21 protein-coding genes are annotated in these 26,854 nt (G+C 64.8%); 17 read left to right on the top strand and 4 right to left on the bottom strand.

All coding sequences use genetic code 11. From position 1 onward, the window contains the following. The first annotated feature begins 320 nt into the window (after positions 1–320). The 14 genes from PQV96_RS18465 (at position 321) to PQV96_RS18400 (ending at position 18,519) form a co-directional block, all read left to right on the top strand. The gene (locus PQV96_RS18465) at positions 321–1,610 is read left to right on the top strand and encodes an MFS transporter (protein WP_273623842.1); all 1,290 of its coding nucleotides are present in this window, start codon (positions 321–323) and stop codon (positions 1,608–1,610) included. Between the two features lie 22 nt (positions 1,611–1,632). Further along, complete coding sequence (locus PQV96_RS18460) at positions 1,633–3,042, top strand: NarK family nitrate/nitrite MFS transporter (RefSeq protein WP_207374931.1); 1,410 nt, start codon at positions 1,633–1,635, stop codon at positions 3,040–3,042. 46 nt (positions 3,043–3,088) lie between these two features. After that, the gene (locus PQV96_RS18455; RefSeq protein WP_207374930.1) at positions 3,089–6,889 is read left to right on the top strand and encodes a nitrate reductase subunit alpha; all 3,801 of its coding nucleotides are present in this window, start codon (positions 3,089–3,091) and stop codon (positions 6,887–6,889) included. A gap of 20 nt (positions 6,890–6,909) precedes the next feature. Beyond that, on the top strand, positions 6,910–8,433 hold the full coding sequence (gene narH / locus PQV96_RS18450) for a nitrate reductase subunit beta (protein ID WP_207374929.1): 1,524 nt from the start codon (positions 6,910–6,912) through the stop codon (positions 8,431–8,433). A 23-nt stretch (positions 8,434–8,456) separates the two neighbouring features. Continuing rightward, positions 8,457–9,158 (top strand): nitrate reductase molybdenum cofactor assembly chaperone, encoded by a 702-nt coding sequence (gene narJ, locus PQV96_RS18445; protein ID WP_066690176.1) that lies wholly within the window; start codon positions 8,457–8,459, stop codon positions 9,156–9,158. After that, complete coding sequence (gene narI, locus PQV96_RS18440) at positions 9,155–9,886, top strand: respiratory nitrate reductase subunit gamma (protein ID WP_066690174.1); 732 nt, start codon at positions 9,155–9,157, stop codon at positions 9,884–9,886. The genes narJ and narI overlap by 4 nt, the downstream gene beginning before the upstream one ends. 28 nt (positions 9,887–9,914) lie before the next feature. Next, positions 9,915–10,850: a peptidylprolyl isomerase gene (locus tag PQV96_RS18435; protein WP_211360698.1), complete on the top strand. Its 936-nt coding sequence runs from the start codon at positions 9,915–9,917 to the stop codon at positions 10,848–10,850. Between the two features lie 26 nt (positions 10,851–10,876). Next, a complete protein-coding gene (locus tag PQV96_RS18430) occupies positions 10,877–11,551 on the top strand; it encodes a carbonic anhydrase (protein WP_142082423.1) in 675 nt (224 codons plus the stop codon). 104 nt (positions 11,552–11,655) lie between these two features. Beyond that, entirely contained in the window at positions 11,656–14,124 is a 2,469-nt protein-coding gene (locus PQV96_RS18425; RefSeq protein WP_273623841.1) for an adenosylcobalamin-dependent ribonucleoside-diphosphate reductase, read from the top strand. Continuing rightward, positions 14,121–15,467: an NnrS family protein gene (locus PQV96_RS18420; RefSeq protein WP_273623840.1), complete on the top strand. Its 1,347-nt coding sequence runs from the start codon at positions 14,121–14,123 to the stop codon at positions 15,465–15,467. Before PQV96_RS18425 ends, PQV96_RS18420 begins: the two co-directional genes overlap by 4 nt. 23 nt (positions 15,468–15,490) lie before the next feature. Next, a complete protein-coding gene (locus tag PQV96_RS18415; protein WP_420482161.1) occupies positions 15,491–16,195 on the top strand; it encodes a nitroreductase family protein in 705 nt (234 codons plus the stop codon). A gap of 46 nt (positions 16,196–16,241) precedes the next feature. Beyond that, on the top strand, positions 16,242–16,655 hold the full coding sequence (locus PQV96_RS18410; RefSeq protein WP_273623839.1) for a ribonucleotide reductase subunit alpha: 414 nt from the start codon (positions 16,242–16,244) through the stop codon (positions 16,653–16,655). A 51-nt stretch (positions 16,656–16,706) separates the two neighbouring features. Beyond that, entirely contained in the window at positions 16,707–17,252 is a 546-nt protein-coding gene (locus PQV96_RS18405) for a hemerythrin domain-containing protein (RefSeq protein WP_273623838.1), read from the top strand. 187 nt (positions 17,253–17,439) lie between these two features. Further along, positions 17,440–18,519, top strand: coding sequence for an AbrB family transcriptional regulator (locus tag PQV96_RS18400; protein ID WP_273623837.1), 1,080 nt, complete (start codon positions 17,440–17,442; stop codon positions 18,517–18,519). A gap of 121 nt (positions 18,520–18,640) precedes the next feature. On the opposite strand, the gene PQV96_RS18395 is transcribed toward PQV96_RS18400, so the two are convergent. From PQV96_RS18395 to PQV96_RS18385, 3 genes are all read right to left on the bottom strand, one after another. Continuing rightward, positions 18,641–18,937: a BTH_I0359 family protein gene (locus PQV96_RS18395; protein ID WP_044395823.1), complete on the bottom strand. Its 297-nt coding sequence runs from the start codon at positions 18,935–18,937 to the stop codon at positions 18,641–18,643. Positions 18,938–19,129: 192 nt separating this feature from the next. After that, a complete protein-coding gene (locus PQV96_RS18390) occupies positions 19,130–20,296 on the bottom strand; it encodes a DUF3108 domain-containing protein (protein WP_273623836.1) in 1,167 nt (388 codons plus the stop codon). A 46-nt stretch (positions 20,297–20,342) separates the two neighbouring features. After that, positions 20,343–21,125: an IclR family transcriptional regulator gene (locus PQV96_RS18385; RefSeq protein ID WP_066693290.1), complete on the bottom strand. Its 783-nt coding sequence runs from the start codon at positions 21,123–21,125 to the stop codon at positions 20,343–20,345. A gap of 121 nt (positions 21,126–21,246) precedes the next feature. Between PQV96_RS18385 and PQV96_RS18380 the strand changes: the two genes are divergently transcribed. The 3 genes from PQV96_RS18380 (at position 21,247) to PQV96_RS18370 (ending at position 24,595) form a co-directional block, all read left to right on the top strand. Continuing rightward, entirely contained in the window at positions 21,247–22,266 is a 1,020-nt protein-coding gene (locus PQV96_RS18380) for a fumarylacetoacetate hydrolase family protein (protein ID WP_273623835.1), read from the top strand. Positions 22,267–22,519: 253 nt separating this feature from the next. Continuing rightward, complete coding sequence (locus PQV96_RS18375) at positions 22,520–23,683, top strand: iron-containing alcohol dehydrogenase (protein WP_273623834.1); 1,164 nt, start codon at positions 22,520–22,522, stop codon at positions 23,681–23,683. 231 nt (positions 23,684–23,914) lie between these two features. Then, on the top strand, positions 23,915–24,595 hold the full coding sequence (locus PQV96_RS18370; RefSeq protein ID WP_207374917.1) for a type 1 glutamine amidotransferase domain-containing protein: 681 nt from the start codon (positions 23,915–23,917) through the stop codon (positions 24,593–24,595). Positions 24,596–24,725: 130 nt separating this feature from the next. On the opposite strand, the gene PQV96_RS18365 is transcribed toward PQV96_RS18370, so the two are convergent. After that, on the bottom strand, positions 24,726–26,801 hold the full coding sequence (locus PQV96_RS18365) for a molybdopterin-containing oxidoreductase family protein (RefSeq protein ID WP_273623833.1): 2,076 nt from the start codon (positions 26,799–26,801) through the stop codon (positions 24,726–24,728). Positions 26,802–26,854: the final 53 nt, after the last annotated feature.

Below are 26,854 nucleotides of genomic sequence, written 5' to 3'. Positions count from 1 at the left end.
CTTTCATTCCTTGGCAATGAGCCCCTGCGGGGGCTCTTTTCATTTCTGCTATCAAAAAAAGAGCTGGTGGCGCTTATCCATAGGCACTTTCAGCCCATTTTTGCTTGAAATTCAGATGTGCCACATCTTCGTCACGGTGGCGTTCTACAACCAGCGGTGCGGTCAGCCCCTTCTGCGGCAGACGGGGTAGTAGTTCTTTCGAACGATGCGCTTGCACGGTGACTACTACCTCTGCCGTGCTGCACATGGTCTAGCGAAGGATGGGCAAAACCCTCGGTAACGCGGACGATACCTCCCATACGAAAGAGAGGAACAGCGCAATGGTTAACGAAACCCTGCCCCAGGGCGCAAGCCCCCAGCGCACGCGACAGGCTTGGTCGGTGCTCATCGTCAGCACCTTCGCCTTCACCGTCTGCTTCATGGTCTGGATGATGTTCGGCGTCATCGGCATCCCCATCAAGAAGATGCTCAACCTGAACTCCACGCAGTTCGGGCTGCTCATGTCCATGCCCGTGCTCACCGGCTCGCTGGTGCGGGTGCCGTTGGGCATCTGGACGGACAAGTACGGCGGCCGCATCGTGATGGCCGCTGTGATGGCTGCCACCGTGCCCGCCATCTGGATGATGGGCTACGCCACCGAATACTGGCACTTCCTGACCATCGGCCTGTTCGTGGGTCTGGCGGGCGGCTCCTTCTCGGTGGGCACCCCTTACGTTGCCCGCTGGTTCCCCAAGAATCGCCAGGGCACGGCTATGGGTATTTATGGCGCAGGCAATTCGGGCGCGGCCGTCAACAAGTTTGTTGCGCCGGTCATTCTGGTGGCCTTCGGCTGGACCATGGTGCCCCAGGTGTACGCCGCCATCATGCTGGGCACGCTGGTGCTGTTCTGGCTGTTCAGCTACAGCGACCCTGCCCATCTGGTGCCCAGCAACGTCAAGTTCACCGACCAGCTCAAGGCGCTGAAGGACCCCAAGGTGCTCAAGTACTGCCAGTACTACAGCATCGTGTTCGGTGGCTATGTGGCCCTGTCGCTGTGGATGGTGCAGTACTACGTGGGAGAGTTTGGTCTGGACATCCGCGTGGCCGCCTTGCTGGCTGCCTGCTTCTCGTTGCCCGGCGGCGTGCTGCGCGCCATTGGCGGTATGCTGTCTGACAAGTACGGCGCCCACAGCGTGACCTGGTGGGTGATGTGGGTGAGCTGGATCTGCCTGTTCCTGCTGAGCTACCCCCAGACCGATTTCACCATCGCCACCGTCAACGGCCCCAAGACCTTCCACATCGGCCTGAACGTGTACGTGTTCACCGGCATCATGTTCCTGCTGGGCATTTGCTGGGCGTTTGGCAAGGCCAGCGTGTTCAAGTACATCAGCGACGACTACCCCCAAAACATCGGAACCATCAGCGGCATCGTCGGCCTGGCTGGTGGCATGGGCGGGTTCGTGCTGCCCATCATGTTCGGTGCGCTGATGGACCTCACCGGCATCCGCTCCAGCGCTTTCATGCTGATGTACGGCGTGGTGTGGGTCTCGCTCATCTGGATGTACTTCACCGAAGTGCGCCGCGCCCCCGTCATGGGTGCGCAAGGTGCCGCGCAAGCCGGCAACCGCTGATTTTTTCGAAGGAAACCTCACCATGTCTGCCACCACCACCAGCGGGCGCCAGGGGCGTCTGCTCACCATCTGGGCACCGGAGGACAAGTCCTTCTGGGAGCGCGAAGGCGAAGCCATCGCCAAGCTCAACCTCTGGATCTCGGTGCCTGCGCTGTTCCTGGCCTTCGCCATCTGGCAAGTCTGGAGCGTGGTCGCTGTGAGCCTGCCAGGCCTCGGCTTCAAGTATTCGACCAACCAGCTCTTCTGGCTGGCCGCAGCGCCTGCTCTCTCGGGCGCCACGCTGCGCATCTTCTACTCGTTCATGGTGCCGCTGGTGGGCGGCCGCCGCTGGACAGCCATCTCCACCGCCTCGCTGCTGATCCCGGCCATCGGCATTGGTTTTGCGGTGCAGGACAACACCACGGCCTACCCGACCATGCTCATCCTGGCGCTGCTGTGCGGGCTGGGTGGCGGCAACTTCAGCTCCAGCATGGCCAACATCAGCTTCTTCTTTCCGAAGGAGCGCAAGGGCTCGGCACTGGGTGTGAATGCGGGCCTCGGTAACCTGGGCGTGTCGGTGGTGCAGTTCCTGAGCCCTCTGGTCGTCACGGCCGGCATCTTTGGAGTTTTTGGGGGTGAACCCCAGACCATCGTCAAGAACGGCCAGACCGTGCAGGTGTGGACGCAGAACGCCGCCTTCATCTGGGTGCCATGGATTGCCCTCACGGCCCTGGCTGCCTGGTTTGGCATGAATGACATTGCCGACGCCAAGGCCTCGTTTGCTGCACAGGCCGCCATCTTCAAGCGCAAGCACAACTGGCTGATGTGCTTGCTGTACCTGGGCACCTTCGGTTCGTTCATCGGCTATGCCGCAGGCTTCCCGCTGCTCATCAAGAGCCAGTTTCCCAATGTGAACCCTCTGGCATACGCGTGGCTCGGCCCATTGGTGGGTGCGGTGGTTCGTCCCTTTGGTGGCTGGCTGGCGGACAAGCTCGGCGGTGCTCGCGTCACGCTGTGGAACTTCATCGTCATGGCCATCGCAGTGGTAGGCGTCACCGTGTTCTTGCCATCGGCTGGCAATGAAGGCCACTTTGGCGGCTTCTTCGTGTGCTTCCTGGTGCTGTTCCTCACCACCGGCATCGGCAACGGATCGACCTTCCGCATGATCCCAGTCATCTTCCTCACGGAAGCCATGCGTGGCGTGGACAAGAACAACGCCGCCGCCGTGGCCCAGGCCAACAAGGAAGGCAACACCCTGGGCGCTGCCACGCTGGGCTTTACGGCTGCGATGGCTGCCTACGGCGGGTTCTTCATTCCCAAGAGCTACGGCAGCTCGATCGCACTGACCGGCGCCCCACATGCCGCGCTGTGGTGCTTTGCCGCCTTCTATCTCGTGTGCATTGCCGTGACCTGGTGGTACTACGCGCGCAAGCACGCCGAAATGCCTTGCTGATGGCCGTTTGACCCATCTGCACCCCCTATAGAACAAGGAGCCCCCGATGAGCCATTTTCTTGATCGCCTCACGTACTTCTCGCAACCCCGCGAGACATTTGCACAAGGCCACGGCGAAACCAACGGTGAAGACCGTACCTGGGAAGATGCCTACCGCGACCGCTGGGCACACGACAAGATCGTGCGCTCCACCCACGGTGTGAACTGCACGGGCTCTTGCTCGTGGAAGATCTACGTCAAGGGCGGCATCGTCACCTGGGAAACCCAGCAGACCGACTACCCCCGCACCCGCCCCGACCTGCCCAACCACGAGCCCCGTGGCTGCGCACGCGGCGCCAGCTACAGCTGGTACCTGTATAGCGCCAACCGCGTGAAGTACCCCATGGTGCGTGGCCGCCTGCTCAAGCTCTGGCGCGCTGCCATTGCCCTGGCCAAGAGCCCGGTGGACGCCTGGGCCAGCATCGTCGAGAACAGCACTTCGCGCAGCGACTGGCAAAAGCAGCGTGGCCTGGGCGGCTTCGTGCGCAGCACCTGGGATGAAGTCAACCAGATGATTGCTGCGGCCAATGTCTACACCATCAAGAAGCACGGCCCCGACCGCATCATCGGCTTCTCGCCCATCCCTGCGATGTCGATGATTTCCTACGCAGCCGGTTCGCGCTACCTGAGCCTGATTGGCGGCGTGTGCATGAGCTTCTACGACTGGTACTGCGACCTGCCCCCCAGCAGCCCGCAAACCTGGGGCGAGCAAACCGACGTGCCCGAGTCGGCCGACTGGTACAACAGCTCGTACATCATTGCCTGGGGCTCGAACGTGCCCCAGACGCGCACGCCCGACGCGCACTTCTTGACCGAGGTTCGCTACAAGGGCACCAAGGTCGTGTCCATCACGCCCGACTATTCCGAAGTGGCCAAGCTGGGTGACTTGTGGATGCACCCCAAGCAGGGCACCGATGCGGCCGTGGCCATGGCCATGGGCCATGTGATCCTGAAAGAGTTCTACTTCAAGGACGGTGGCAAGGGCCGGAGCAGCTACTTTGACGACTACGCCCGCCGCTACACCGACCTGCCTCTGTTGGTGGTGCTCAAGGAAAAGACGCTGCCCGACGGTCGCAAGGCCATGGTGCCTGACCGCTACGTGCGCGCCAGCGACTTCCCCAACAAGCTCGACCAGTCGAACAACCCTGACTGGAAGACCGTGGGCTATGACGAGCTGGGCCAGGTCACGCTGCCCAATGGCTCCATCGGCTTCCGCTGGGGCACCGACGGCCGCCCCGACCAGGGCCTGTGGAACCTGGAGAACAAGGACGCCCGCACGGGCAATGACGTCAAGCTCAAGCTGTCGGTGATCGAAGACGGCGAGCAGCCCCACGACGTGGCGGATGTGGCCTTCCCTTACTTTGGCGGCGTGCATGCCCCCAACTTCACCGCCAACGACCAGGGTGGTGACGTGATGGTGCGCCGCGTGCCTGTGAGCCATCTGGAGCTGGACGGCCATGAAGTCCAGGGCCGCGTGATGGTGGCCACGGTGTTCGACCTGCTGGCAGCCAACTACGGCATCGACCGTGGCCTGCCTGGTGAAGAACCTGGTGGCAGCTATGACGCCGATCGCCCCTTCACCCCTGCATGGCAAGAAAAGATCACCGGTGTGCCGCGTGAGCAGATCATCACCGTGGCCCGCCAGTTTGCCGACAACGCCCACAAGACGCATGGCAAGTCCATGGTCATCATCGGCGCGGCCATGAACCACTGGTACCACAGTGACATGAACTACCGCGGCATCATCAACATGCTGATGCTGTGCGGCTGTATTGGCCAAAGCGGTGGTGGCTGGGCGCACTATGTGGGCCAGGAAAAGCTGCGCCCGCAGACCGGCTGGACGGCCCTGGCCTTTGCGCTGGACTGGATCCGCCCACCCCGCCAGATGAACAGCACCAGCTTCTTCTACGCGCACACCGACCAGTGGCGCTACGAAAAGCTGGGCATGGAAGAGATCCTTTCGCCGCTGGCCGACGCCCGCGCCTACCACGGGGCCCAGATCGACTACAACGTGCGCGCCGAGCGCATGGGCTGGCTGCCTTCCGCGCCCCAGCTCAAGACCAACCCCATGCAGGTGGCCAAGGACGCTGCTGCGGCGGGCATGGACGCGAAGGACTACGTCGTCAAATCGCTCAAGGACGGCAGCCTGACCATGAGCTGCGAGGACCCAGACCACCCAGACAACTGGCCGCGCAACATGTTCGTGTGGCGCTCCAACATCCTGGGTTCGTCGGGCAAGGGGCATGAGTACTTCCTCAAGCACCTGCTGGGCACCACGCACGGTGTGCAGGGCAAAGACCTGGGCAAAGACGAAGCCAAGCCCGAAGAAGTGCAGTGGCACGCGAATGCGCCTGAAGGCAAGCTGGACCTGCTGGTCACGCTCGACTTCCGCATGAGCACGACCTGCCTGTACTCCGATATCGTGCTGCCCACGGCCACCTGGTATGAGAAGAACGACCTCAACACCAGCGACATGCACCCCTTCATCCACCCGCTGTCCACCGCGGTGGACCCTGCCTGGCAAGCCAAGAGCGACTGGGAGATTTACAAGGGCTTTGCAAAGGCTGTGAGCGAGGTCAGTGTGGGCCACCTGGGCGTGGAAAAAGACGTGGTGCTCACCCCCATCATGCACGACACGGCCGGCGAAATGGCCCAGCCCTACGGCGTGCGCGACTGGAAAAAGGGCGAGTGCGAACTCATCCCTGGCAAGACTGCTCCGCAGATCACGGTGGTCGAGCGCGACTACCCGAACCTGTACAAGCGCTTCACCGCTCTGGGCCCCTTGATGGACAAGGTGGGCAACGGTGGCAAGGGCATTGGCTGGAACACGCAGACAGAAGTGGGCCAGCTGGGCGACCTGAATGGCCGCGTGAAGGAAGAGGGCGTGACGCAGGGCATGCCCCGCATCGTGACCGACATTGACGCCACCGAAGTGGTGATGATGCTGGCGCCTGAGACCAACGGCCATGTGGCCTGCAAGGCTTGGGAAGCCCTGGGCAAGCAGACGGGCCGTGACCACGTGCACCTGGCACTGCACCGCGAAGACGAGAAGATCCGCTTCCGCGACATCCAGGCGCAGCCGCGCAAGATCATCAGCTCGCCCACCTGGTCGGGGCTGGAGAGCGAAAAGGTCAGCTACAACGCCGGCTACACCAACGTGCACGAGTACATCCCATGGCGCACCCTCACCGGACGTCAGCAGTTCTACCAGGACCACCCTTGGATGCGCGACTTCGGCGAAGGCTTTGTCAGCTATCGCCCACCGGTGCACCTGAAGACGCTGGAAGAAGTCGAAGGCAAGAAGCCCAACGGCAACAAGGAAATCCAGCTGAACTTCATCACGCCGCACCAGAAGTGGGGCATCCACAGCACGTATAGCGACAACCTGATGATGCTGACGCTGAACCGGGGCGGCTCGGTGGTGTGGCTGAGCGAAGACGACGCCAAGAGCGCCGGCATCGTGGACAACGACTGGGTGGAACTGTTCAACGCCAACGGTGCCATTGCGGCCCGTGCGGTGGTGAGCCAGCGTGTGAACCCCGGCATGGTGATGATGTACCACTCGCAAGAGAAGATCATCAACACCCCCGGCTCCGAGATCACTGGCACCCGTGGCGGTATCCACAACTCGGTCACGCGCATCGTGCTCAAGCCCACCCACATGATTGGTGGCTACGCACAGTACAGCTACGGCTTCAACTACTACGGAACCATTGGCACCAACCGCGACGAGTTTGTGCTGGTGCGCAAGATGGACCGCGTGGACTGGCTGGACGACGAAGTGTCTGACACCGGCGCACACGCCTGAGCCCGCAAGGAGAAAACACGATGAAAATTCGCGCACAAATCGGCATGGTGCTGAATCTGGACAAGTGCATTGGCTGCCACACCTGTTCCGTCACCTGCAAAAACGTCTGGACCAGCCGCCCCGGCATGGAATACGCCTGGTTCAACAACGTGGAAAGCAAGCCCGGCATTGGTTACCCCAAGGAATGGGAAAACCAGGACCGCTGGAACGGCGGCTGGGTGCGTAACCCTGACGGCTCCATCGCGCCCCGTCAGGGCGGCAAGTGGAAGCTGCTCATGCGCATCTTCGCCAACCCCAACCTGCCGCAGATCGACGACTACTACGAACCCTTCACGTTCGACTACGACCATCTGCAGTCGGCGCCTGAAAGCAAGGCTGCGCCCACGGCCCGCCCGCGCAGCCTGATTACCGGCAAGCGCATGGCGAAGATCGAGTGGGGCCCGAACTGGGAAGAAATCCTGGGCGGCGAGTTCAGCAAGCGCAGCAAGGACAAGAACTTCGACGATGTCCAGAAGGACATCTACGGCCAGTTCGAAAACACCTTCATGATGTACCTGCCGCGCCTGTGCGAGCACTGCCTGAACCCTGCCTGCGTGGCATCGTGCCCCAGCGGCTCGATCTACAAGCGCGAGGAAGACGGCATCGTGCTGATCGACCAGGACAAGTGCCGCGGCTGGCGCATGTGCGTGAGCGGCTGCCCCTACAAGAAGATCTACTACAACTGGCAGTCGGGCAAGGCCGAGAAGTGCATCTTCTGCTACCCCCGCATTGAGGCGGGCCAGCCCACCGTGTGCTCGGAAACCTGCGTGGGTCGTATCCGCTATCTGGGTGTGCTGCTGTACGACGCAGACCGCATTCAGGAAGCCGCCAGCGTGGAGCGCGACCGCGACCTGTACCAGGCCCAGCTCGACATCTTTCTGGACCCTAACGATCCAGACGTCATCAAGCAGGCCCGCATCGACGGCATTCCCGACAGCTGGATGGAAGCCGCCCGCAACAGCCCGGTCTACAAGATGGCCGTGCAGTGGAAGGTGGCCTTGCCGCTGCACCCCGAGTACCGCACGCTGCCCATGGTCTGGTACGTGCCACCCCTGTCGCCCATCACGGCCGCAGCCAACGCGGGCCATGTGGGTGTCAATGGCGACATTCCCGACGTCTCGCAACTGCGCATTCCGGTGCAGTACCTCGCCAACCTGCTCACCGCTGGCGACACCGGCCCCGTGGTGCGAGCCCTGGAGCGCATGCTGGCCATGCGCACCTACCAGCGCGACAAGCACGTCGAGCAACGCCAGAACCTGGCCGTGCTGCAGCAGGCGGGCCTGTCGATGGCCGAGGTGGAAGAGATGTACCACGTGATGGCGATTGCCAATTACGAAGACCGCTTCGTGATTCCGACTGCCCACCGCGAGTACGCCGAAAACGCTTTCGACATCCGTGGCGGTTGCGGATTCTCGTTCGGCAACGGCTGCTCGGACGGCGCGACCGAAGTCAGCATGTTTGGCGGCAAGAAGCCACGCACCATCCCGATCAAGGCCACGGTCTGAAGCGGGCGCAAAAAGGAACCACCATGTTCAAGAAGAACCCGACCTCTTTGCGACTGACGCTGCGTGCACTGGGCTACCTGCTGAGCTACCCCGATGCACAGCTGCGCAGCGTGATGCCTCAGCTCGTCGATGCCCTGCGCTCCGAAGGCGCCTTGACCAGTGAGCGCATGTCTGAAATCGAAGCCGTGTGCCAGCACCTGGCGGCGCTCGACCCCCTGGAAGTCGAAGCCCGCTATGTGGACAACTTCGACCGGGGCCGCCAGACCTCGCTGCACCTGTTTGAGCATGTGCATGGCGACTCGCGCGACCGTGGCCCGGCGCTCATCGATCTGATGCAGACCTACGAAAAGGCGGGCCTGCAATTCAACGCCGACGAGCTGCCCGATCACCTGCCCGTGGTGCTGGAGTTTGCCTCCACCCAGCCGCCCGAAGTGGCCAAGGAATTCCTGGGCGAAATGGCCCACATCCTCAATGCGCTGTTCAGTGCGCTGGTGGCTCGCAACAGCCCCTACGCCAGTGTCATCGCCGCCGTGCTCGAAGTCTCGGGCCAGCGCGTGCAATCGGTGGCGCTGACCCCCGAGCCCGAAATGGACGAGGTCTGGGCGGAGCCCGAAGCGTTTGGGGGTTGCAGCACCCAGGGTCAGTCCAAGCCTGACCAGCCGCAACCCATGCATTTTGTTCGTACCCCCCGCGCCGAGCGGGCACCAGAAGGAGTCTCCGTATGACCGCCTGGCTTGATACCCTGTTGTTTGGCATCTATCCCTATATTTGCCTGGCCGTGTTCTTCATTGGCAGCTGGGCGCGGTTTGACCGCGACCAATACACCTGGAAGAGCGACTCCTCGCAGCTGCTGCGCACCGGCAGCCTGCGTTGGGGCAGCAACCTGTTCCACATCGGCGTGCTGTTCCTGTTCTTCGGTCACACCTTCGGCATGTTGACGCCCCACGTGGTGTACGAGCATTTCATCAGTGCTGGCAACAAGCAGTTGATGGCCATGGTCTCCGGCGGTATCGCTGGCGTGCTCGCCTTTGTGGGCGTGACCATCCTGCTGCACCGCCGCCTTTCAGACCCACGCATTCGCGCCACCTCCAAGACCAGCGACATCGTTCTGCTGTTCCTGCTGTGGCTGCAACTGGCGCTGGGCCTGGCCACCATTCCGCTGTCTGCGCAGCACCTGGATGGTTCCATGATGATGAAGCTGGCCGAGTGGAGCCAGCGCATCGTGACCTTCCGCAGCGGTGGCGTGGAGCTGCTGGCTGATGCGGGCTGGATCTTCAAGACCCATATGTTCCTGGGCATGAGCATCTTCCTGATCTTCCCGTTCACCCGTCTGGTGCACGTGTGGAGCGGCTTTGGCACGCTGGCCTATGTGCTGCGCCCCTACCAGGTGGTGCGTGCACGCCGCATGAACCTGCCCGCAGGCCATATGCAGTCGCAAGACCGCCGCGCCTGAAACCCACGATACCCAAGGAGCACACACCATGAGCGGATGTGGAACCGGGAGCTGCGGCTGCAGCTCCACAGAAAGCAGCCAGGCGAGCGCGCCCGCCAGCACGCTGACACCAACGCAGGCTGCGGCCTATGAGGCTCTGGCGGCATCCATGGTCGATGCCCCTGTGCAGTCGGCGCCTTCATCCGCGCCCAGTGCCGGGGCTGCCCCTGTGGCTCGCGTCAACGGCGTGCCGTTGAACACGCCCAGCGAATGGCTGGACGAGGAAACGCTGCGCCAGCGCGCCTGCACTGAATTGCTGCGCCAGGCGGCGCAGCAGGCAGGCTTGCTGTCTGCCCACGATGCTCCGGGCGTCGAAGGTGCCACCAGTGCGGAAGCATCGAATGCCATTGAGCAATTGCTCGACCGCGAGCTGAACATCCCCGAACCCTCGCTAGAGGCTTGCCGCCGGTACCACGAGGCCCATCCCGCCGCCCACGCGCAAGGCGAACGCGCCCATCTGCGCCACGTGCTCTTTGCCGTCACGCCAGGCGTGGACGTGAAGCAGCTGCGTCTGCGGGCCGAAGCCCTGTTGATCGAGCTGCGCTGTGCTGATGATGGTGGCGCCAAGTTCGCGCAAGCGGCTGCTCAGTGGTCCAACTGCCCCAGTGGCCAGCAAGGCGGTGACCTGGGCTGGCTCACGCGGGCCGACTGTGCCCCCGAATTTGCCCGCGAAGTCTTTGGCGGAGCCGAAGTGGGCGTGCTGGCACGCCTGGTGCACAGCCGCTTTGGCCTGCATGTGGTGGAAGTGGTAGCCCGCGATCCAGGCCAGCAGCCTTCCTTTGAGGAAGTGCGCCAGGCCATTGCCCTGACCTTGCGCCAGCAAGCCTGGGTGAACGCTTTGCGCCAGTACCTGCAGTTGCTGGCTGGTGCAGCCACGGTGGAAGGGGTGATGCTGGACGCGGCCGACACGCCGCTGGTGCAGTAAGCCCTGGCACCTTTGCGGATGACACCATGCCTGATGAACTGCTAGACCGCCTGCGTCGTTTTCACAACGATGCTTTTCCGCAGTACCGCGAGCAGTTCCAGAACCTGGTGGATGAGGGCCAACACCCCACCACCTTGTTCATCGGCTGTTCGGACTCGCGCCTAGTGCCCTATCTGCTGACGGGTGCCGGGCCGGGGGAGCTGTTTCTTGTGCGTAACGTCGGTGCCTTTGTGCCACCGTACGACGGCTCGCATGGCCACCACGGCACTACAGCCGCCATCGAATTTGCCGTGCTCAACCTGCAGGTGCGCCGCATCATCGTGTGCGGCCACAGTCACTGTGGGGCTATCAAGGCGATGTATGGTGAGGTGTCGCCCGAGGCCCCCAACCTCAACCGTTGGCTGGATCTGGGGCGCGAGGCCTTGCTGCCGGTGCAGCCAGGCCCCGAGGCCCTGCGCCGCACAGAACAGCGGGCCGTGGTGCTCCAGCTGGAACGGCTGATGGAGTACCCCATGGTTCGCAGTCGCGTGCAGTCGGGGCAGATCAGCCTGCACGGCTGGCATTTCGTGATTGAAGATGGGGAAGTCCACGTTTTTGATGTGCAGACGGGCGGTTTTGTGCCCGCATCGCGTGCCGACAACAGCGGCACCGGGCCCTACCACCCCTATGTGGAGCATGACGGCCAGGTGCTGCTGGACTAGCCTTTGCCGCCCTGGCGTGTTGCCAGGGTGGTGGGGCGTTGCTTTTACCCCTTCTTGATGGAGCGCAAGGCCGCCGCCAAGGGAACCTTGAATCATTCCGAGCCATGAAGCGCGAAACTCCCCCCTCCCTTACCCCCTCCATCTCCCCCCTGCAGCCCATCAGCCTGGATGTGCTGCGCGAGAAATACCTCAAACCCGGCGAGAGCAGCGTCGAAGACCTGTACAGCCGCGTGGCCCGTGCCCTGGCCTCTGTCGAGGCCCCGGCCCTGCGTGAAAAATACGAAGCCCTGTTCCTGGCCAACCTGCATGCGGGTGCCATCGGCGCCGGTCGCATCATGAGTGCAGCGGGCACAGACATCCAGGCCACGCTCATCAACTGCTTTGTGCAGCCCGTGGGTGACTGCATTCAGGGCGTGGACGAAGAAGGCTACCCCGGCATTTACGAAGCCCTGCGCGAAGCGGCCGAAACCATGCGGCGCGGTGGCGGCGTGGGCTATGACTTCTCGCGCATCCGCCCACGCGGCGCTGAAGTCAAAGGCACCCACTCCATGGCGTCGGGGCCCTGCAGCTACATCAATGTGTTCGACCAGTCCTGCTCCACGGTCGAAAGCGCGGGCTCGCGCCGTGGCGCGCAGATGGGCGTGCTGCGCATCGACCACCCCGATGTGAAGGAGTTCATCACCGCCAAGCGCACGCCTGGCCGCTGGAACAACTTCAACGTGTCGGTGGGCGTGTCCGATGCGTTCATCGAAGCCGTTCAGGCCGATGCCCCGTGGGAGCTGGTTCACCGCGCGCGGCCGGGCGCGGCCCTGCAGGCGCAAGGCGCCCACCAGCGCGCTGATGGGCTGTGGGTGTACGCGACCGTGCCTGCGCGCGAGTTGTGGGACACGATCATGAAGTCGGCCTACGACTTTGCGGAGCCCGGCATTTTGTTCCTGGGCCGCATCAACGAGGACAACAACCTCCACTACTGCGAAGACATCGCCGCCACCAACCCCTGTGGCGAACAGCCTCTGCCATCGTACGGCTGCTGCGACCTGGGGCCCATCATCCTGACGCGTTTTGTGCGCAACGCTTTCGGGCGGGGCGGTGCCGCAGCGTTTGACTTTGAAGCCTTTGAACGGGCCGTGGCCTTGCAGGTGCGTGCGCTTGATAACGTGCTGGACGTCACCTTCTGGCCCCTGCCGCAGCAGCGCGACGAGGCCATGGCCAAGCGCCGCATTGGTGTGGGCTTTACCGGCATGGGCAACACGCTGGCCATGCTGCAACTGCGCTACAACGCACCCGAAGGCCGCGCCATGGCCGCCCGCATCGCCGAGCGCATGCGCGACGCGGCGTACGAGGCATCGGTGGCGCTGGCCCAGGAAAAGGGCGCGTTCCCCAAGTTCAATGCAGATGGCTACCTGGCCCCTGGCACCTTTGCCAGCCGCTTGCCTGCGGCTCTACAAAAAAGCATCCGCAAGCATGGCATTCGCAACAGCCACCTGCTGTCCATCGCGCCCACCGGCACGGTGAGTCTGGCCTTTGCCGACAATGCATCAAACGGCATCGAGCCACCGTTTTCGTGGATGTACAAGCGCAAGAAGCGCGAGGCCGATGGCAGCACCAGCGAATACGCGGTGGAAGACCATGCCTGGCGCCTGTACCGCGACGGGGGCGGTGACGTCAACGCGCTGCCCGACTATTTTGTGTCGGCCCTGGCCATGTCGGCCCAGGACCACATCGCCATGATGGAAGCCGTGCAGCCCTTCGTGGACACGGCCATTTCCAAGACGGTGAACATCCCGGCCGACTACCCGTACGAAGACTTCAAGGACCTGTACCTGCATGCCTGGCGCGCACGGCTCAAGGGCCTGGCCACCTATCGGCCCAACGCCATCCTGGGCTCTGTGCTGGAAGTGAGCACGCCCGCCCCGGCACCGGCCGCCGCAGCCCCGGCACCGGCCGCCGCAGCCCCGACGCCTGCGCCCGCAGCGCCCGTGGTGGACCCCATGCGCACCGTGATTGAAAGCCGCCCCAAGGGCGGCCTATCGGCCGTGGCCGAGAAGGTCGAATACTGGACGCAGGAAGGCCACAAGACGCTGTACATCATCGTCTCGTTCCTGCCTGTGCCCACAGGCGTGGGCAACCACACAGTGGACCGCGCCATCGAATTCTTCATGCCCGTGGGGCAGAGTGGCGAGTCGCAGCAGTGGATCACCTCCAGCATGCGGCTGCTGTCGCTCGCAGCGCGCGGCGGCTTTCTGGAGCGTGCCTTGTCGGACATGCGCAAGGTGGCGTGGGACCGCGGGCCCGTACGCTTGGGCACGCACCAGCGCGCCGATGGCGCCATGGTGCCCATGTGGCACGACTCGGAAGTGGCTGCCATCGCCTTTGCCGTGCAAAACATTCTGGCCCGCCGCGTGGCCGAGCCGCAGCAGCAATCCCTGCCGCTGGACGAGCCTGAAGCGCCCGCTGGCATGCCGCCTGCCATGGCAGGAAAGAAGTGCAGTGAATGCGGCGCGCACGCCGTGATTCGCAAGGACGGCTGCGACTACTGCACCCAATGCGGCCACCTGGGTAGCTGCGGATGAATGCCCCTCGCCCCACCATCCCGCTGAAGGTCGCGTCAGGCAAGCCCTCCAAAGAAGCGCTGGCGCAACTCGACAAGCACTGGCGCGTGCAATACCTCATGCTGGCCCCCCACCGGCTGAGCTTCTTTCTGGCCATGGTGGTGCTGGTGGCGTCTGCGCTGTGGTGGGGCGCTGTGCAGGTGGACCGGGCCACGGGCTGGCTGGGCTTGCCCTATGCCTCGGGCTACGCTGTTTCACCCACGCTGGTGCATTCGGCGGTGATGGTGCTCGGCTTCATTCCGCTGTATTTCGCAGGCTTCCTGTTCACCGCTGGCCCCAAGTGGCTGGGGGTGGATCCACTGCCCGTGTCTGCCGTGCGGCCCCCGCTGTTGCTGCAAGCCCTTGGGTGGTTGCTGTGGCTCGCCGGTGCGCATTTGCATGCTGCTTTGGCACTGGTCGGCCTGGCGCTGGCGTGCGCCGGGCTCGCGTGGATGACCGTGCAGTTCTGGGGCCGGGTGCGGCTGAGCCAGGCGGAAGACCAGCTCCATGCCCGCGTGATCGGCTTTGCCTGCGTGCTGGGCACTTTGAGCGCGGCGGGCGTTTGGGTGGCCATGCTGCTGCAGGCCCATACGCTGGCCCGGGTGTGGGTGTTTTGCGGCCTGTGGGGCTTTGTGGTGGTGGTCTATGTCACCGTGGCGCACCGCATGATTCCTTTCTTCACCTCCAGCGCCATGCCGCTGGTGCAGGCCTGGCGTCCGTTCTGGGTGCTGTGGCTCATGCTGGCCGCCGCGGGCATGCAGGTGCTGGCTGCGTGGCTGGAGTGGGGCGGCATTGCCGCCAGCCCGGCGGGGCCCGCATGGGCGGTGGTGCACGGCACGCTGCAGGTGCTGGTGGGCGGTGTTCTGGTGTGGCTGGCGTGGGTGTGGGGGCTGGTGCAAAGCCTCAAGAACAAGCTGTTGGCCATGTTGCACATTGGATTTTTGTGGCTGGGCGTCGCCTTCTTGCTGGGTGGCCTCGCGCAGTGGCTGGCGGTGGGGCTGGGCCTTGGCAGCCTGGGCCTGGGCGCACTCCATGCGTTGTCGATGGGCTGCTTGGCGTCGCTGATGCTGGCCATGGTCACGCGGGTGTCGTGTGGCCACGGCGGGCGGGCTCTGGTGGCCGACCGCATCGTGTGGTCGCTGTTCTGCCTGTTGCAGCTGGCCACCTTGCTGCGCATTGCAGCCACCTTGCCTGTGTGGCCAGCGGGCGCATTGCCTTGGTTGTTGCTGGCCAGCGCCAGCGTGTGGCTCATCACCATGGGGGTGTGGGGTGGGCGGCTGGCGCGCTGGTATGGCCGCTTGCGCCCCGATGGGCGCCCCGGCTGACCCCTGGACGAAAGGACTTCCTCATGTCTGTCATCCCTTGGCCCTTGGATCCCGTGCGCGGCGGTGGCCGCCGCAGCACCGGGGCACTCAAACATGCCATGATCGAACACATGCCCAGTGCCGATGACACCGCCGGTCTTGCAGCGGCGTTGATCCAGTCCCGCCAGACCATCTTGCCCAAGCGCCTGGGGGCGCCGGGCCCCAACGTGGCCGAGCTAGCGGCCATCCTGCAGTCGGCCGCCCATGCGCCAGACCACGGTCAGCTCACGCCCTGGCGCTTTGTGCTGGTGCCCGACACCTCGCGCACGCTGCTGGCCGATGTGTTTGCCGAGGCCCTGCTGGAGGGTGACCCCGACGCCGCGCCCGAGCAGGTGGAGCAGGCGCGTGAAAAGGCCTACCGCTCCCCCGTGTTGCTGCTGGCCATCGTGGATGGCGAGCGGGGCGATGCAGACATCGAGGTGGCCGAGCGTATGGTGTCGGCCGGCTGCGCCATCCAGAACATGCTGCTCATGGCCACTGCCCAGGGATATGGCTCGGCGCTGACCAGCGGCAAGGCCCTGAAGGCTTCGAGCCTGCGTGCGCTGTTCCGGCTGGCTCCGGGGGAGCAGGCGCTGTGCTTTGTGAGCATTGGCACCGTGGTCTCGCGCAAGGGCGCACGGCTGCGGCCCACGGCCAGCAGCTACGTGAGCACGCTGGACGAACACCGGGGCATACTGCCCGGCTTCTAAAAACAGGTTCTAACCCATTGATTGATCGCACTTCAAAAGACTACCCATGGACATCTCCAGCTTTGACGATTTGCTGCACGCCGCGCGGCTGCAACCCGAGCCCCAGCGCCTGCTGTTTGTGTTTGTCGGCGTGGAGCTGCCCGATGACGCCACCCCGGCCCAGCGTGCGCGCTTTGAGCAAGGGCAGGGCGGTGCGCTGGTGCCCCTGATGTGTGTGGACAAGACCCCACAGGAGCTGCCATCGTTTGCCGCCCTGGTGACCGAAGCCCAGCAGTTCACGGCGCCGGGGCATGACTGGGTGATGGTGTTTGCTGCCGCCATGTCGGGCACGCTCAACCAGGCCCCCACCAGTGCGGACGCCGAAGCCCCGCTGCAACGCATGGTCGATTCCATCAAGCGTGGCGCCATCGAGGCCTTCATTCCGTTTGACCGCCAAGGGCACCCCGTGCGCCTGGGCTGAATCAGGTCGCGGCATTCTTCTGACGACCTGCAACTCCACCTGTCCACTCACATGGCCACGTCCGCCGGCTTGCCCGGATTCAACACCCCCGCCGTAGGGTTCGAGCAGCCCTTCGCGATGCTGGAGGCTTGCCACGAGCGCGTTGAGCGCACCCTGACCCTGCTGTCGCGGCTGCGCTCCTACCTGCGTGAGCAGGCGGTAGATGATGCCGCCCGCCAGGCGGCCCGCGACGTGCTGCGTTACTTCGACATTGCTGCGCCCTTGCACCATGAAGACGAAGAACTGCACGTATTTCCGCTGCTGCTGGCGCGGGGCGCACCATCGGTGGTGGCGCTGGTGCGGCAGCTCCAACAAGACCATGTGCACATGGCGGCCGATTGGGCCGCCGCCCGGGGCGCTCTGGCGGCTCTCGCCGATGGCAGCGCTGCGGGCCTGAGCGCTCAGGACGAAGCGCTGCTCGAGCAGTTTGCCCAGCGCTACGGCCAGCACATCCAGGCAGAAGAAGGCACCGCCTACCCCAGCGCACAGGCCCTTTTGGGCGAGGGCGACCTGCGCACCATGGGGCTGGAGATGGCGGGCCGCCGCCGCGCTTCGTAAATAATTACTACTGAATTGATAGCTGGTAGCGCTTTGTGTATAAGCGCTGGAGGCACTTTTGGCTTGAAATAGGCCATCCACACTCCCTCTTAGGGTGGACGGCTTCGGTTGGCAAGACTGCCTCGCCACCGGCCCCGGCAGCGCGATACTCGGCAGCTTGCTCTTTTCTGCGCTCTTCCCGCCCCCGATGTCTGTGAAATTTCTGCTCCGCGTTGCGGGCACCCTGCTGCTGGCCTGGGCCGCTGCGGCTGCCTGTGTGGCGCTGCACACCCCGCTGCCCTGGATGCTGGGCCCCCTGGTTGCCACGTCCGTGCTGTCCATGGCCGGTGCGCCCACCGAAAGCTGGGGGCCGTTGCGCAATGGCGGGCAGTGGGCGATTGGCGCCGCGCTGGGCCTGTATTTCACGCCCGAGGTGTCGGCGCTCGTGGGCAGCCTGTGGTGGGCCATCGTGCTGGGCATTGGGTGGGCGCTGCTGCTGGGCTGGGGCTTTGGCGCGTGGCTCTACCGCCTGCACGCGCCCCGCATGCACGGCGTGCCCGCTTCGATGCTGCGGTCTACCAGCTACTTCGCAGGGGCGATTGGGGCCGCGTCTGAGATGACCCTGCTTTCCGAGCGAGAGAACGCCCGCACCGATCTGGTGGCCGCCAGCCACAGCCTGCGCCTGCTCATCGTCACGATCACCATTCCATTTGCCCTGCAGTGGAGCGGCCTGCAGGGGCTGGACATTCTGACCCCCACCGTGCGCGAGGAGAGCTGGCCGGGCCTGGCGCTGCTCGCCTTGCTGACCGGCGCGGGTGCTTTGGTGATGGACCGCCTGGGCCGCGCGAACCCGTGGTTCATGGGGGCGATGCTGGTGTCCATGGCGGTCACCATGGCGGGGCTGCATCTGTCGGCAGTGCCGCAAGCGGTGGTCAATGCCGCGCAGCTCGTGATCGGTGTCAGCCTGGGCGTGCGCTTTCGCGCGGAATTTCTGCACACGGCGCCGCGCTGGCTGGCTTCAGTGGCCGTAGGCACGTTCGGTTTGATGGGCATTTGCGCAGCATTTGCCGCCGTGCTGGCATGGGCCACGGGGCTGCCCTGGGTCACGCTGCTGCTGGGCACCTCCCCCGGCGGCATCACCGAGATGGCCATCACGGCCAAGGTGCTGCAACTGGGTGTGCCCGTGGTCACCGCGTTTCAGGTGTGCCGGCTGATTGCCGTGCTGATGCTGGTTGGGCCGATGTACCGCAGGATCTACCCGCCAACGAAGGATGGTTCTGCAACCTGAAAAAAGAACCGCCCTCGTTGACACTGGCGCGCGGTCGTCGCGCAGGACGACAAGCAAGGGCCGCCCCGCAGCAAGGTCGTCGTCCCCCTTGGGGGAAGGCGCGCAGCGCCTCAGGGGGGATTCAATGCACCACTACAGGGTTTTGTGCCAGGCCAGCATACCGATCCAGCGCGTCTTCCACTTCTTCCTGCGTGGGCGTGTCGCGCTGCCAGGCCAGGATTTGCTGCTGGAACATCTCTGCCCAGGAGCCATCCAGGTACACCTCCTTGCCCGAGCGCTTGTCCACGATTTCAAAGCCGTGGCGCGCCAGTTGGGGGCGGGGTGGTGCCGTGTCGTTGAGCGCCTGGGTTGATGTCTCCACGGCGTCGGGCAGCATGTGGACCACCACAAAGGATTCAGAGTCGTAGAGCATTTGCATGGTGTTACCCCGGTCGATACCCAGGTCAGATTGCAGCGGTTGCGCAGAGTTCAAGGGGGAAGCCCCTGAACCTTCTTCCTGGGTCGCAACCAGTATTTCATGAAATCCGCAGGTGCGCGGCCTGGCAGGGCTTTTTTGCAGGGGTGGCGCGCGGGCGCAACAGGCCTTTGAACAGGTTTTTTGAACAGGCTCTCAGGGCGGGCTGCTGTTGCGCAGGCGCAGGTCGGCAAAGTCGCCATTGGCCTGGGTGATCTTGATGCGCACGGGCAGGTAGCCCATGTCCGGGGCCAGCCACAGCTCGGCCTTCTGGTCGTAGTCGCGCCGGGGCAGGCGTTGTAGCTTGAGGGCGGGCAGCGTGCCTGCGGGCAGGTTCAGGGTTTCGGTGGCTTCCACGGTGAAGGTCCAGCGGTCGGCGCCGGTGGCGCTCACGGTGGTCAGCGTCAGCTGGGTGCCGGGCACAAAGCGGTCGGGCGTGGCGGCCAGAAGGCCGGCCAGCTGGATGAAAACGCTCAGGCGGTCTTGTGCGCCAGGGCCAATGGCGGCTTCGGGCGTGTTGGCGCTGAAGGTGACGCGGCCGCGCTGGTAGTCGAAATGGGCGGCGCGCTCGCTGCGGTTGCGGTCGCCAAAACGCTCGGGCTGCAGGCCCTGCGTCGTCACCAGGCCGGTGCTGCGCTGGGTGCGCGAACCCACTAGGAATGCGCTCACTTCCTGCCGCGCTTCGTAGCGGGCGCCATCGTGCTGCCACACCAGTTCCGCCCGGGCCTGGTAGTCAAACTTTTTGGCCTGCCCCGCCACGTCAAACGCCAGCTTGATGGGCGCAGGCAGGCGCACGGGGGGCGCAGCGGTGCTGGTGCCTTGCCCAGGGGTGCCGCCCGGCGGGGTGATGTCTACGCCCGAACCATCGGCCACGGGCAATGGGACTGTGGCGCTGGCAGCCGCCGCTGGTGCTGCGGCCACCGTTGCGGAAGCCTCTGGCGCAGGCGCTTCGGCAGCCGAAGCGGTGGTGCCGTCCGTCCCCTGTTCGGTGTTGCCCGTCGGCTCGGCCACCTCCGGCTCCGCTGTGGTCACGTCGGCGGGCTCGTTCGGTGCGGGGGCTGGCTCTGTGGTGGCAGGGCGCGTGGGCGCAGCCTTGCGCGGTTTGGTGGGCTGGGGCGGCGCAGCCGCAGGGGGCGCGGCGGCAGGGCTGGGTGATGGCGCGGGGGCTGCCGCTACCGCAGGCGGCGCTGCCACGCTGCGGGTGGTGAACACCTTGCCTGCTGGCGCAGCAGAGCCGTCCCAGGCCAGGGGCACGCCTTGCAGCACCAGCCAGTGAACGGCCAGCACCAAGGCGGTCAGGATCCACAGGGTGCGCCGTGGCATCAGCGGGCCCTGGCAGTGCAACAGGCCTGGGGCCAGGCGCAGCGGCTCATGCGCTGCCTGCGCCCAGGTCGGTGGAAAGCTGGGCGGCGGCAGCGCGCAGCGGCACCTCGATGGCGCCACCCCATTCCGGGTCGAACGTGGCCACCGAGCCCAGCGTGGTGATGCCCAGCGCCAGATGGCCGCCCGCATCAAACACCGGGGCGCAAAACGCGACGATGCCGGGCAGCAGTGTGTCCACCACCCGGGCCATGCCGCGCTCGCGCACATCGGCCAGCACATCCTGCGCCTGCTCCAGCGTGGCGGGCAGGTCCGTACGCCGCAGCTTGGCGGCCTGGGCCAGCTCCTGTTGCAGCAAGGGCGCCACGGCTTCGGGCGGCATGTAGGCAGCAAAGCAGCGCCCGGTGGCGGAAGACAGCAGCGGCATCACATCGCCCAGGCGCAGGTTGGCGGTGACGGCCTGGGGCGATTCCTCCCAGTGCACGATGGTGGGGCCATGGTTGCCCCACACCGCCAGCGCCAGGGTGTGGCCGATCTGCTCCATCCAGCCGGGCACGCGCTCGCGCGCCAGCCGCATGGCGTCCAGCCGCGCCAGCGATGCCAGCCCCAGCTTGAGCGCGGCGGGGCCCAGGTCGTAGCGCGCAGTGCGCGCGTCTTGCGTGACCAGCCCCAGGCGCTGAAAGCTCACCAGGTAGCGGTGGGCCTTGGCCGCGCTCATGCCGGCGGCAGCGGCCACATCTTTGAGCATGAGCGGCCCGCGCGCGCGGGTCAGCCCTTCCAGCAGGGCAAAACCGACTTCCACCGACTGGATGCCTGCGCGTTCTTTGTCCATGTGCACTAGAATTTGCGAGTTTTGTTTAGTTAAATCAATTTACCAAATCGTAATTTGGCCAGGGCTTCCAGCCATTCGGTTTGGTGCCTTGCCACTCTGAGAGACAAAGGTCCCCGCCACCATGAAACTCGCTACGTACAAAGACGGCTCGCGCGACGGCCAGCTGGTTGTGGTCTCCCGTGATCTGGGAACAGCCCATTATGCGACCGGCATTGCCAGCAAGCTGCAGCAGGTGCTGGACGACTGGAGCTTCCTCTCGCCCCAGTTGCAAGACCTGTATGACCAGCTCAACAGCGGCCGCGCACGCCACCCCTTCCCCTTCGATCCGGCCCAGTGCATGGCCCCGCTGCCCCGCGCCTACCAGTGGGCCGACGGCTCGGCGTACATCAACCACGTCGAACTGGTGCGAAAAGCGCGCAACTCCGAGGTGCCTGAGAGTTTTTACACCGACCCGCTCATGTACCAGGGCGGCAGCGACGACTTCATTGGCCCCTGCGACCCGGTGGTGGTGCCCAGCGAATCCATGGGCATCGACTTTGAGGCCGAGATCGCCGTCATCACCGGCGACGTGAAGATGGGCGCCACGCCTGAGCAGGCACTCGAAGGCATCCGCCTGGTGATGATTGCCAACGACGTGAGCCTGCGCAACCTGATTCCGGCCGAGCTGGCCAAGGGCTTTGGCTTCTTCCAGAGCAAGCCCGCCACCGCGTTCAGCCCCGTGGCCGTGACGCTGGACGAGCTGGGCGACGCCTGGGACAAGGGCCGCGTCAACCTCACCGTGCAGTCCACCTGGAACGGCCGCAAGGTCGGCATGTGCGACGCCGGGCCCGAGATGACCTTCCACTTCGGCCAGCTCATTGCCCACATTGCCAAGACGCGCAACGTGCGCGCTGGCTCCATCGTGGGCAGCGGCACCGTCAGCAACAAGGGCGTGGAGCAGAACGGCCGCATGGAATGGCCCAAGGGCTACAGCTGCATTGCCGAAAAGCGCTGCATCGAAACCATCCAGGACGGCAAGCCCACCACCGAGTTCATGAAGTTTGGCGACACCATCCGCATCGAGGTAAAGGGCAAGGACGGCGCCAGCATCTTCGGCGCCATCGACCAGGAAATTGCCGCACCCGGTGCTGCAACCTATTGATCCGGCACGGTTTATTGCAGAGTCCCGATGCCGTTCAACTTGAGCCCGTCGAGGGGCTTCGACACCTCAGCCCGAGCAAGGTTTACGAATAAAGCCTGCCGGATCAATAAGTTTTAAGTAGAAAGTGCCCCAGGCGCTTGCCTATCAAGCGTGAGCAGCTATCAATTAGATAGCAACTGGGGCGGCTGTCACCCTTGTGCGGCCAGGGGTGGGCAAAGGCGCTACGCTGCGCCTTTTAGCCCAAGGTCAGTTCATGCTCAATTTTGACTTTCACAACCCCACCCGCATCCTGTTTGGCCAGGGCCGCATTGCCGACCTGGACAAGCAGGTGCCCGCTGCCGCCAAGGTTCTGATCCTGGTGGGCGGCGCGAGTGCTGAAAAAAACGGCACCCTGGCCGAAGTGCGCGCCGCGCTCGGCAGCCGCCAGCACGCCACCTTCACCGGCATTGAGCCCAACCCCAGCTACGAAACCTCCATGCAGGCCGTGGCGCAGATCCGCGAAGGCGGGTTTGACTTTCTGCTGGCCGTGGGCGGCGGCTCGGTCATCGACGCCACCAAGTTCATCGCTGCCGCCGTGCTGTTTGAAGGCGGCGACCCCTGGGCGATTCTGGAAAAGTTTGGCCGCAACGTGCAGCGCGCCATGCCGTTTGGCGCCGTGCTCACGCTGCCCGCCACGGGTTCGGAGATGAACAACGGCAGCGTCATTACCCACCGCGCCAAGGGCGCCAAGCTGCCCTTCAGCAGCGAGCACACCTACCCCGTCTTCTCGGTGCTCGACCCCACCAAAACCTACACCCTGCCGCCCCAGCAGCTGGCCAACGGTGTGGTCGATGCCTTTGTGCACACGGTGGAGCAGTACCTGACTTACCCCGTCAACGCCCTGGTGCAAGACCGCTTTGCCGAAGGCATCCTGCACACGCTGATCGAGGTGGGCCCGCGCCTGCTCACCGCCACCGAGCCCGTGTACGACGACCGCGCCAACCTGATGTGGGCCGCCACCATGGCGCTCAATGGCTTGATTGGCGCTGGCGTGCCGCAAGACTGGGCCACGCACATGATTGGCCACGAGCTGACAGCGCTGCACGGCATTGACCACGCCCGCACCCTCGCCATCGTGCTGCCCGCGCTGCTCAATGAGCGCCGTGGCCCGAAGCGCGCCAAGCTGTTGCAGTACGCCGAGCGCGTGTGGGGCATCACCACCGGCAGTGAAGACGAACGCATCACCGCCGCCATCGAACGCACCCGTGATTTCTTTGAGAGCATGGGCATCCGCACCCGCCTGTCCGGCTACGGCCTGGGCGCGGAAGTGATCGACACCGTCATCACCCAGCTTGAAGCCCACGGCATGGTCAAGCTGGGCGAGCAGCGCGAGATCACGCCTGCGGTGAGCCGCCGCATCCTCGAAGCAGCGCTGTAAGCCAACGCCGCGATTTGACGCGCCGCAGTACCCGGCAGCCTTGGTTGGGGGTACGGTGGCGTTTTGGTTTTTTACAACCGGTTTTTGGAGCGGCTAACAAAACTCAGCGAAGCGGTTCTGGCTAGGCGCCGCGTCGCAGGCAGTACGCGTAGTACGACAAGACGCGGCAACGACGCCAGAAGAGTTTTGTTAGCCGCTCTTAGACTCCCCTGAACAAAGAAAGCGACCCCCATGGCACACATCCTCATGGTTCTGACGTCCCACGACCAACTGGGCAACACTGGCAAAAAGACCGGCTTCTGGCTGGAAGAGTTTGCCGCTCCGTACTACGTTTTCAAAGATGCTGGCGTGCAGATCACGCTGGCATCGCCCCGGGGCGGCCAGCCGCCGCTGGACCCCAAAAGCGATGACGAGAGCGCCCAGACGGACGCGACGCGCCGCTTCAAGGCCGATGCCGAAGCGCAAAAGCAGCTGGCCAGCACGGTGCCGCTGTCGAGCGTGAAGGCCGAGGCGTTTGACGCCGTGTTCTACCCCGGCGGCCACGGCCCGCTGTGGGACCTGGCTGAAGACGCACAGTCCATCGCACTCATCGAACAGACCTTTGCCGCTGGCAAACCGCTGGCGCTGGTGTGCCACGCGCCGGGCGTGCTGCGCCACACCAAGGCACCCGATGGGACCCCGCTGGTGAAGGGCAAAAAGGTGACGGGCTTTACCAACACCGAAGAAGACGCCGTGCAGTTGACCGACGTGGTGCCTTTTCTGGTGGAGGACATGCTCAAGGCCAACGGCGGCGTGTACTCCAAAGGCCCTGACTGGGCTCCTTATGTGCTGACCGACGGCACCCTCATCACGGGGCAGAACCCCGCCTCGTCCGAGGCGTGCGCCCATGCGGTGCTGAAGTTGCTGGGGTAACTCCGCAGCGCATGCCCTTCGCCTGCCAGCCGCATGGGTGCTGAATTTTGATGAAAATGGCCGCCAGCGCCCGTCAAATAAGCGCTGGCAGCTATTCAATCAATAGCGTTCTAGCCGGGCTGCGCGTTCTTCAGGCGGCGGCGCTGGCTTCCACTTCCACCAGGCAGTCATAAAACGTGGGCGCGCGGCCCAGGTCAGTCAAGGCCTGGCTGGTCAACTCGTTCACGTTGGTGCCGTTCAGCCCCAGCTTGCGCCACCAGATGCCCAGGCCGTTCACCACGCCGGGGCGGGCGCGGGTGGACACTTCGGCGTGGCATTCGTAGCTGCCCCGGTCGTTGAACACGCGCACGGTGCTGCCGTCGGCAATGCCGCGTGCGGCGGCGTCGTCGGGGTGCATTTCCAGCAACGGGCGGCCTTCGATGGTGCGCAGGCTTTTGACGTTGACGAAGGTGGAGTTGAGGAAGTTGCGCGCGGGCGGCGAGATCATGGCCAACGGGTAGCGGGCGTCGGTGCCCTGCAGTTCGTGGTTGGGAACGTGGTCGGGCAGGCCGTCCATGCCTTGCGCGGCCAGCCGGGCGCTGAAGAATTCGCAGCGGCCCGAGGGCGTGGGGAAGTGGCCTTCGGCAAATGGCGCATCGGGCACGCTCAGCGTGGCAAAGCCCTGGCGTTCGAGCAGGGCGTAGTCCACCGCGTTGCCAAAGGCCTGGCGGCACAAGGCCTCGTCGCTGTCGGTAAAGCAGGGGTCGGCAAAGCCCATGCGCGCCGCCAGGTCGCGGAAGATTTGGGCGTTGCTGCGTGCCTGGCCCACGGGGGCAATGGCGGGGCGGTTGAGCATCACGTCGGTGTGGCCGTAGGCCAGGTGCACGTCCCAGTGCTCCAGCTGCGTGGTGGCGGGCAGGATGTAGTCGGCGTAGTCGGCCGTGTCGGTGTGAAAGTGCTCCAGCACCACGGTGAACAAATCCTCGCGGGCAAAGCCCTGCACCACCTTGCCCGAATCGGGTGCTACTGCCACGGGGTTGCTGTTGTAGACCACCACGGCTTCGACCTGGGGGCCGAAGGTGGGCGAGGCCTCGCGCAGCAGGTCGTCGCCAATGGTGGACATGTTGATGGTGCGCGGTGTGCGCCCGGCCAGCAGGTCTGGGCGGTGCAGCGCGGCGCGATCCACCGGAAACTGGCCCGAGCTGGACAGCAGCAGCCCGCCCGCCCGGTGCCGCCACGCACCGGTGAGCGCGGGCAGGCAGGCCACGGCGCGCACTGCGTTGCCACCGCCGCGCACGCGCTGCATGCCGTAGTTCAGGCGGATAGCGGCGGGCTTGGTGGTGCCGTAGTCGCGGGCCAGTTGGCGGATTTGTTCGACCGGAATGCCGCACACCTCGGCCGCGCGTTCGGGCGGCCATTGCAGGGCGCGGTCACGCAGCTGCTCCCAGCCCAGGGTGTGCTGGGCGATGTAATCGTGGTCCAGCCAGTCGTGGGCGATCAGCTCGTGCATCAGCGCAAGCGCTAGGGCCGCGTCGGTGCCGGGGCGCAGTGCGATGTGTTCATGGCACTTGTCGGCGGTTTCGCTCTTGCGGGGGTCGATGCACACCAGCTTGGCGCCATTGCGCTTGGCCTGCTGGGCGTAGCGCCAGAAGTGCAGGTTGCTGCCAATCGAATTGCTGCCCCAGATGAGGATGAGCTTGGATTCGGCAAAGAACTCCACCTTCATGCCCACCTTGCCACCCAGCGTCTGCACCAGCGCTTCGCCGCCGGCGGACGCGCAGATGGTGCGGTCCAGCAGCGAGGCGCCCAGGTGGTGGAAGAAGCGGCGGTCCATGCTCTCGCCCTGCACCAGGCCCATGGTGCCTGCATAGCTGTAGGGCAGGATGGCCTCGGGGGCGCGGGCGGCAATGGCTTGCAGGCGCTGGGCAATGTCGCTTAGCGCTTCGTCCCAGGTCACGGGCGTGAACTGGCCGCTGCCTTTGGCGCCGCTGCGCTTGAGCGGCGTGAGGATGCGCTCGGGGTGGTAGGTGCGCTCGGTGTACTTGCTCACTTTCGCGCACAGCACGCCATCGGTGTGGGGGTGGTCCGGGTTGCCTTGCACCCGGGTGGCCACGCCGTTTTCCACAGTGGTGACCAGGCCGCAGGTGTCGGGGCAGTCGTGCGGGCAGGCGCCGCGAATGCTCAGAGGCGCTGCGGGTGTGGGGTTTTCGCTAATAAATGCAGACATTTGTTCGTGGCCGTCTGAAAATTCGACTGTAATGATTTGTGGACGCAAGCTCG

The sequence above is a fragment of the Acidovorax temperans genome (assembly GCF_028596105.1).
GTDB classification, from domain to species: Bacteria; Pseudomonadota; Gammaproteobacteria; order Burkholderiales; family Burkholderiaceae_C; genus Acidovorax; species Acidovorax temperans.
The sequence above is the reverse complement of the archived record's forward strand: the minus strand, read 5'-3'. Positions and strand labels throughout refer to the sequence as shown.